At 45.2% G+C, this 8666-nt stretch carries 6 protein-coding genes; 5 read left to right on the top strand and 1 reads right to left on the bottom strand.

Annotated features, from left to right (window positions below; all coding sequences use genetic code 11):
• Positions 1-101: 101 nt before the first annotated feature.
• Positions 102-1991, bottom strand: coding sequence for an alpha-L-arabinofuranosidase C-terminal domain-containing protein (locus BW716_RS28455; RefSeq protein WP_083729404.1), 1890 nt, complete (start codon positions 1989-1991; stop codon positions 102-104).
• A 176-nt stretch (positions 1992-2167) separates the two neighbouring features.
• On the opposite strand from BW716_RS28455, the gene BW716_RS28450 reads away from it, so the two are divergent.
• From BW716_RS28450 to BW716_RS28430, 5 genes are all read left to right on the top strand, one after another.
• The gene (locus BW716_RS28450) at positions 2168-2887 is read left to right on the top strand and encodes a hypothetical protein (RefSeq protein ID WP_083729402.1); all 720 of its coding nucleotides are present in this window, start codon (positions 2168-2170) and stop codon (positions 2885-2887) included.
• Positions 2888-3295: 408 nt separating this feature from the next.
• The gene (locus tag BW716_RS28445) at positions 3296-3529 is read left to right on the top strand and encodes a helix-turn-helix domain-containing protein (protein WP_083729401.1); all 234 of its coding nucleotides are present in this window, start codon (positions 3296-3298) and stop codon (positions 3527-3529) included.
• Between the two features lie 147 nt (positions 3530-3676).
• Positions 3677-4228, top strand: a complete 552-nt coding sequence (locus BW716_RS28440) for an RNA polymerase sigma-70 factor (RefSeq protein ID WP_083729399.1) — start codon at positions 3677-3679, stop codon at positions 4226-4228.
• 60 nt (positions 4229-4288) lie between these two features.
• Complete coding sequence (locus BW716_RS28435; protein WP_083729397.1) at positions 4289-5338, top strand: FecR family protein; 1050 nt, start codon at positions 4289-4291, stop codon at positions 5336-5338.
• Positions 5339-5431: 93 nt separating this feature from the next.
• Positions 5432-8659, top strand: a complete 3228-nt coding sequence (locus BW716_RS28430) for a TonB-dependent receptor (protein WP_083729395.1) — start codon at positions 5432-5434, stop codon at positions 8657-8659.
• The last annotated feature ends 7 nt before the right edge of the window (positions 8660-8666 follow it).

Below are 8666 nucleotides of genomic sequence, written 5' to 3'. Positions count from 1 at the left end.
CAACTTCTTCAGTGCCCTCTCTTCGGGACGCCCCCTTTTTTTTATTTGGGTACCTTTTTCATACATGCACTTCCTGTTACTTATAATACATCCCCTCTTATCTATTTCCTGTGGAATCGTATCACCTGCATACTCAGTGCATCCAGCGTCATACTTCCTTTTGTTAATGCTGTTTCAATAGAAACAGGTACGCCCCTGTCTTCTTTTAATATTGTCACATTTGCCTTTGATTGCAATGCACCAAAAGCTTTCAGATTGACATTTACTTTAGCGTCTGTACCACCCGCATTTACAATCTTTACAATGATATCTCCTGTCTTTGTATCCTTCACACAGGATGCTGCCAGCGTAGAATCCTTCTTACGATCAAAGGTCACTACATCACTGATATATACATCTCCTGTATTCGCAGAAAACAGCTGCTGTACATAGTAGTTCACCGTTGGATATACACCTGTATTGTCAAAATAAATCAGGTCCGGATTCCAGTTGGTATTTCCTTTCTTTGCCAGCAGTGGTGCATAAGAAGCCATGTGTACCACATCACCGTTTCTTTCCAGACTGGTCATATAAGCAGCTTCAGAGATAGCGTTGATAAACCTGTTGCCTTTAGAAGCATATTCGCCAACATACACTTTTGCTTTTTTCCTGTCATACTTATCATAGCGAAGATTATTCTTCAGGAACCATTCAGGGTCATTATAATAATGCTCATCTACTACCGGTACTTTCAGTTTGTTTACGATCTCCCATCCTTTCTCATAATCTTCACCTTCAGAGAAAGGACCAGCTGTACCAATTACTGTAATTTCCGGATGCTTTGCTTTCACAACATTATAAATCATGGTGAAGCGTTCTTCAAAACCTGGGGTCATTTTATCTTCATTACCAATACCAACGTATTCCAGGTGGAATGGCTCCGGATGACCTGCAGCAGCGCGCCTGGCTCCCCAGGCAGAAGTAACGGGACCATTTGCAAATTCTATCAGATCCAATACATCCTGGATATATGCCTGCATATCCTGCATAGGAATACCTTTCTGACCTGTGCCACCAATCGCCCAGGTACCGCCGGAATTCTGGCAACTCACAGCAGCAGCCAGGATAGGTACGGGTTTAGCACCAATGTCTTCACAGAACCGGAAATATTCAAAATAACCCAATCCCATTGACTGGTGATAGTTCCAGATGTTGCGCTGATCAACACGTGCTTCTAAAGGACCAATGGTATTTTTCCAGTTGTAAATGTTTGCGATACCATCTCCATGTACCAGGCATCCACCGGGAAAACGCATAAATTTCGGGTGCAGATCTGCAATCGCCTGTCCCAGGTCAGCCCTCATCCCGTTTGGCCTGTCCTTGAATGTTTTCTTTGGAAAAAGCGACACCTGATCCAAAGCCAGTTCGCCAATACCTTTTGCGATGATCACCACACAGGCGCTGTCATCGCTTTTATTCACCGTAATACTGGCGGCATATTTCTGCCAGTTTTTATCTTTTATATCGAAAGTGGTTTCGCCGTAAATATCTCCTTTTTTGCTGCGGAGACTTACAGTGACAGGCATGGCATTGCCAGCAAGTCTATTTGCGAAAAACGATACATCGTACTGTTCGCCTTCTTTTACAGAAATACCATTAAAACCGTAGTTAGTTAATCCAAGACCTTCCTGTCCTGCATCCTGGATATCCAGTACTACATAATGCGGATTATTTTCATTGAGTGGAGACTTCGTTTCCACCGATATTTTGCCGTAAGCAAATCCTTTGGGTGTGTACTCCCATGCTGTCATTGGATTCCATCCTCTATGGTCCGATCCTGTATATTCAAAAGAACGGTTCTGGATGAGTTCTGCATACAATCCCCCATCAGCAGCATAGCTGATGTCTTCAAAGAAGATACCGAATAGGTCAGGACTGATTGCCTTCTGCCGTTGGGCAAAGGTAGCCGTGGAATAAAGGGCGATGATAAATGTAAATAATGGACGTTGCATATAAATTGAAATCTACGTTAGTGTTAATATACAACTACGATTTATTAATGAGTATAAAAATCTTTAAATATCATTTTCTTTTTGAATACAGTCTACTTTTCAAGTAATTATTCTGCTCAAAAACTTACATTCATTTACTAATATTTTTAGTATTTTGCGCTAAATTAATTAGCTTTGTGTCAGTAGAATTAGAACAGGTTTTCGAAGGTGCTTATTTCTTACAACAGGGAAAAAAGATTAGGATAAAAGGCACGGATTTACCAAATATCCTGCAGGTTATCGATACGCTGGAACCAATATTGATCGAACGCGCTGAATTGTCGCTTTTCCGCTTCTCCACTATGGATGGAAGGACCGGCACAGTTCTTCGTCCAACAGCACTTGGTAACAAGTTTTGGCTGAAGCCTGGCATGGGAGGAAAATGGTTTGTAGGTGTAGATGAAGTCCTGACTTCTGCTTACATCTACTACATTCATCAGCTACAACGGCTCTTCTTTTCCCTCTTTGAAGAACAACTCAGGTACCCCAGTGATGAAGTACCCACTGGCAAATCTGCGAAAAAAACCTACTACTATAAACCTCAGCACCAGGTTAGCTCAATAGTAGTAGAAACCAATAATCCGCGCATAAAAAGTGGCTATTCCAGGAAAGCAATCCTGGTGCCTGTGCCGGATGAATTGTACTACCTCACCTCCGACATGCGGTTGCTGATCCGGTCCAAACAATTGGGATACGCCATCTGGGAAGTAGTAGAAAGCCCGCCACTCTTCGTGCATGACGGCAAACCCTGGGGCCTCCGACTGGCAGCAGGTAAAACCGTCACCGAAGAGGAGACGGCAAAAGCAGGAAAGTGGCTGCTGAAGCATCTGATAGGAAATGAAGTGAATTTTACTTAAGCAACAACGGGGACAAACTCAAATAACAAAGGGAATAAAACAAACGACCGGTAATAAAGAACTTTGTAGCACCCTCAGACTGTATATCTCAAAATAACAAAGAAATCGCCTTCAACATGAACTATTCAACATCTTCATCGTAAAGCTCGCTTTTGAGCTGCATTCATGCCAACACAAAAGGATGATCAGCATGCATTGTTTCTAAACGACAAGTCTGCACTCACTGTGTGCAGCAGCTATAGCTATGCCATCACCTCACTTGTGTCAGTTAGGAGTACTCCGCACCCCCGGAGTACCCCTAACTGCGCGGGTGGCTTGCTCACAGCCAACAAGCGTTTTCATTTTTTTCACGAAAGTAGTCGATCGACAACTTTTTATTTTCTAAAATGTGATCATTTTTCACCCGGAATGTCTGAACTAAAAGTAATATTAAAAGAGCTCGGCGGAAAGATCAAAGCAATTCGTAAGCAGAAAAAAATGACCCAGCTGGATCTCGAAGTTTCTTCCGGTGTACATGCCGGAGATATTTCGAAAATAGAAAATGGCATGAAAAATCCCGCTGCGACTACGCTCATCAAATTAGCCGCTGCACTCGAAGTTGAGCTGAATGAATTTTACCCCATCAGGAGAATTGAAAATTAATTGTCTGGCTGACAAATTCCTATATTATTAAGCCTTTTCACTCAAACGGTCGCTCCACGATCGCAAAACCCTGCTGCTGTCAATGACAACAGCGGGGTTTCTCTTTTCACTCAGCTTTTTATTACATTTGGTCAGCCACGTAATGATATGACTTTACTACCCGAAAGCCGCCAGCAAGACCTTTCATTCCATGACCTCCGCCTGGAATCTAACTTTGAAACCTTCTTCAAGGCTCTTTACCCTCAACTCTGCGTATACTGCAAAATCAAATACAACTTCAACGTGCACCTCGCCGAAGACATCGTAAATACCTCCTTCTCCAAACTATGGGAAGCCCGCCATACCCTCAACCCGACCCTCTCGGCCAAAGCATATCTCTTCAAAATCGTTAACAACCAATGCCTTAACACCCTCAAACACCAAAAGGTACAGGATCAGTATACCCAGGCCCAGCTCAATATAGCTGATCCTTTGTCCGCCACGGACGATCTCGACCTCAAACAACTCCGCGACGCCATCAACATGGCCATTGCCGAACTACCTGACCAGATGCGAAAAATATTTGAACTCAACCGCCACGACGGACTTAAATACACCGAAATAGCCGCACTACTACATCTATCTGTCAAAACTGTAGAAACCCAGATGAGCCGGGCACTGCTCAAACTCAGGAAAAAACTGGCCGCCTTTATCCGCTAAAAAATATTTTCACCCCTTGTAGGGGTAAAATTACTTTCACTTGTATTAATATCCGAGCGCATGGAAAATACAATCAACGATGAACTCCTGACCAGGTACCTGGCAAATGAGGCCACCGCCTCAGAAAAAGCCCTCGTCGAGCGCTGGATAGCTCTCAGCGCGGAAAACTGCCAATACCTGGATACCCTCCGCCTGGCATGGCAACTCGCCGATGCCAGGCAAACGCTTGATTATGTGCTGGATGAAATGAACATGGACGAAAAATGGGTGCAGTTCAAACAGGCAGGAGAAAAACCGGTGTCATCAAAAAGACCGTTCGCTATACTGGCTGCCGCAGCTGCCATCTGTCTGCTTATGATCGTTAACTGGCAATGGATCGGTAAAAGACCATCTACCAATATTGCGCTGTCAACCAGACCTGCTTTGCATGACAGCCTGCATCATGCTACAAACACCACGGGTGTACCCATGAAACTCACCATGGGAGACGGTACCGGCATCCTGCTGGCTGATCAAAGCGCACTTACCTGGCGGGAACCATTTACCCACAACCGCGCGATCAGTATGACAGGGAAGGCATTTTTTCAGGTAACAAAAGACGACCAACATCCATTCACAGTGATCAGTGGAGAAATCACGACGACAGTATTGGGAACGGGTTTTGAAGTCAATTCATTTCATGATATCAGGGTCAGATTATACACTGGCAAGGTGATGATCACTTCTTCCAACACAGGAAGAATGAAGAACAAAGTATACCTCTCTCCCGGACAGGAATTTATTTATGGCAACCGGATCATCGTGCACTCTTTCCTGCAGAACACCGCTTCTGCTACGAGAGACAGTCATCCTGCAGAAGATCCGTTCATCGCCAATAGCGAAGAGAACAACTGGTATATGTTCAACAACCAATCGCTGGAAGAAGTGCTGAATCAACTCGAAGCACTCTATAAGGTGAGAATTATTTATAACAGATCCGATATAAAGGATATCTATTTCACGGCCAGATATGAAAGAACAGAATCACTTGCATCTATCTTAGCACGAATTGCAAAATTGAACAACCTTAAGATGACCGACAATGATAGCGTTATGATAATTAGAAAGTAAAACCCGTATACATATTTTCCACGTATAGCCCATCGTATCAGTCATACCGATTGATAACAGGGCTGTTGTTTCCTGATAAAACTACAATGCTGTATGAAATGTAAGCAACCCTGGACCCGGGCGTCCATGATAGCCCTGATCTTCCTACCCTTATGGACCTTTGCGCAAACAAAAATGAGCGACGTAAAAGGGATCGTACACAGTGAAGATAATCATCCCGTAATAGGCGCCACCATCGTGATCCGCAACACACAAAGCAATTTCACCACCGGCGCAAAGACTGACACCGCCGGTCTGTTCTATGCCAGCTTACCAGCAGGTGGCCCTTACCATTTTACCATTACCAGTATCGGCTTTGAGCCAAAGAATTATTCCGGTTATCAGCTCAGACCCGGTACTACCTTTACGCTGGACGTATCACTCAAAGCTGCTGTCGGCTCGCTGGACCAGGTGGTGGTAGTAGGTTATGGCACCCAGCGCAAATCCAGTCTGACCGGTGCTGTGGCCTCTCTCAATACAGAGAACCTGCAACAACGTCCTGTGACCCGGGTAGATCAGGCACTCATTGGCCAGATGGCCGGTATCTCCGTTAAACAAACAACTGGTACACCCGGCAAGGCTTTCAGCGTACAGGTAAGAGGCGCTGCTTCTATCTCTGCCGGCAATGAGCCTTTGTATGTGATAGATGGTTTTCCATTGTCTACTGCGGCTCCCGGTTCTGCGGGCAGCTTTGGTAGCGGAAATCCACTGGATAACATCAACCCTGATGATATCGAATCTATACAGGTATTAAAAGACGCCGCTTCTTCTGCCATCTACGGATCCAGAGGCGGCAATGGGGTAGTGCTCATCACCACCAAAAGAGGAAAAACAGGTAAGGCAGAAATCAGTTTCAATGCCAACGCAGGTTATTCCAAAGCTGTAAAAAAACTGGATGTGCTCAGTGGCAAAGAATGGATAGACAGGGCAACTGAAATGATCAATCAACAATGGGTGAAGTCAGGCGCTAACAGGACTGCGACACAGAGCAACGATGAGAGAAGAACACTCCTTGGCTTACCTGCCAGTGGTATTGACATCAACTATATGACGGATGATCGCTGGACACAACCCAACTACGGTGGTTTGAAATTCATCGACTGGCAGGATGAAGCATTCAGACAAGCGGCTTTGCAGAACTACCAGTTATCTGCCAGAGGTGGTACAGGCACGCTGAACTATTTCCTCTCCGGTAACTATACCAAAACAGATGGCCTGGTGAAAAAGACAGATTATACCTTGTACTCCGTGCGGGCCAACTTCGAAGTAAAGGCGAATGACAGACTGAAACTGGGATTGAACATCAACCCCTCCTACTCTATCACCAATGATCCCGGCGTAGAAGGGAAAGACAATATACTGCATCAACTGGTATCAGCCACCCCCGTACAGCTATTCGATGCAGAAAATGTAAACGTATTCACCTACGACCGTTATCCATGGGCCGTTTCCAACAATAGTCCGGTTGCTAAGCTGCTGTACTTTATTGGCGCGACCAGGCGTTTCAGAACATTGACCAGCCTGTATGGTGATTATGAAATAATAAAAGACCTGCACTTTAAAACGACCGTAAACCTCGACAATACGGATAACACATCAAAGACTTACCAACCCAATGGTGTCACTGTATCCTCTTATTCTACAAGGCTTGCATCTCCCAATGCCGGTACTTATGGAGCACTGTCTCAATACCGTCGTCAGACATTCGTCAATGAAAATACATTTAACTACAATCACAACTTTGGGCAAGCGCATGATGTATCATTGCTGGCAGGTTTCTCCTACAACAGTGATTACCTCTACGCCAACCTGGAAAGATCTTCAGGTGGCTTCAACTATAGTAACATCACCACACTGAATGGCGCTGTAGCGATCACAGGTAACAGTACAGAAACGCAGAACAAACTGCTCTCCTTCTTTGGCAGGACACAATATGCATACAAAGGGAAATACCTGTTGTCTGCCAGCTTGCGTCGTGATGGCTCCTCCCGCTTTGGTAATAATACCAAATGGGCCTTATTCCCCGCTGCTTCTGTAGGATGGAATATAACAGACGAACCATTTCTGCGCAATGTAAAACCATTGAATAACCTGAAACTCCGTGTGAGCTATGGTGAGACAGGCAACTACAACATCGGGGATTATGCCAGCATTGCATTGCTCACTGCCGCCAATGCATCACTGAACAATACATCGGTAGCAGGACAAACACAGGGTTCAATTGTGAACCCTGATCTTACATGGGAAAAGAGTCAGACCATCGATGGAGGTATTGATTTTGGTCTCTTCAATAACCGGCTCACAGGTTCCATCGATTACTATAACAAAATTACATCCAGTCTGCTGCTGAATGTGCCCATTCTCGCCACCACAGGGTTCCAGACATACCTGAGCAATGCAGGAAGAGTGAAAAACAATGGATGGGAGTTCGAACTAAATGCGAAAGTCATCAACACGAAAGACTTTAGCTGGAACCTGGGCGGGAACCTGACCCTCACTAAAAATAAACTGGTGGCATTGCCAAACGGACAAACACAAATCGTAATTCCATCCAGTCTGGGCGATGCAGCAGTACATAGCATACTGAAAGTAGGTGAGCCGATCTACAGCATCTATGTATTAAAAAGGACCGGCGTACTGAGCCAGGAAGATATTGACAAAGGCGTACCCCTGTACACCAGTGAAACAGCCGGCGATCCAAAGTATTTTGATGCCAATGGCGACGGTGTGATCAACAGTAGTGACCGTGTGATAGCAGGTAAGCCCAGCCCTGATAAGATATGGGGCATCAACAGTACCTTCCGGTACAAAAACTTTGACTTCGCCTTCCTCGTACAGGGACAAAGTGGTGGCGCTATTTACTCTTTACTGGGCAGGGCCATCAACCGGGTCGGTATGAGCTCCCTGGAAAATACCCTGGGCATTATGCGGGATCGCTGGCGCTCTGCCGAAGAACCGGGTAATGGCATCACCAGCAAGGCCGTGACCAGTACAACCTACATCGCTAATACCGACTGGTTATATTCCTCTAACTACTGGAGAGTACGCAGCATTACACTGGGTTATAACCTGGGCAAGGCATTGAAAGCAAAACAGATCAATGCCGCCAGAATATACATCACAGCCGAAAACTACTTTGGTCATGACAGATACTACGGTGGTTTTAACCCTGAAGCTGCCAACACCGATGTAAGCGGAAGTACCTCCTTCCCCGAAGCGGGCGACTATGGCGGACTACCACTGCCAAAATCACTGATACTCGGTTTAAACATCACCTTTTAATCGCATT

Origin of the sequence: [Flexibacter] sp. ATCC 35208 (assembly GCF_001975825.1) — a bacterium.
In the GTDB taxonomy this organism is placed as follows: Bacteria; Bacteroidota; Bacteroidia; order Chitinophagales; family Chitinophagaceae; genus Chitinophaga.
Note: the sequence above shows the minus strand (reverse complement) of the source record. Positions and strands in the feature narration are given on the sequence as shown.

Coding starts and splice junctions, on each gene's coding strand:
- BW716_RS28455 (WP_083729404.1), bottom strand. CDS start 1,991: ATGCAACGTCCATTATTTACATTTATCATCGCCCTTTATTCCACGGCT.
- BW716_RS28440 (WP_083729399.1), top strand. CDS start 3,677: ATGACTTTACTACCCGAAAGCCGCCAGCAAGACCTTTCATTCCATGAC.
- BW716_RS28430 (WP_083729395.1), top strand. CDS start 5,432: ATGAAATGTAAGCAACCCTGGACCCGGGCGTCCATGATAGCCCTGATC.
- BW716_RS28445 (WP_083729401.1), top strand. CDS start 3,296: ATGTCTGAACTAAAAGTAATATTAAAAGAGCTCGGCGGAAAGATCAAA.
- BW716_RS28435 (WP_083729397.1), top strand. CDS start 4,289: ATGGAAAATACAATCAACGATGAACTCCTGACCAGGTACCTGGCAAAT.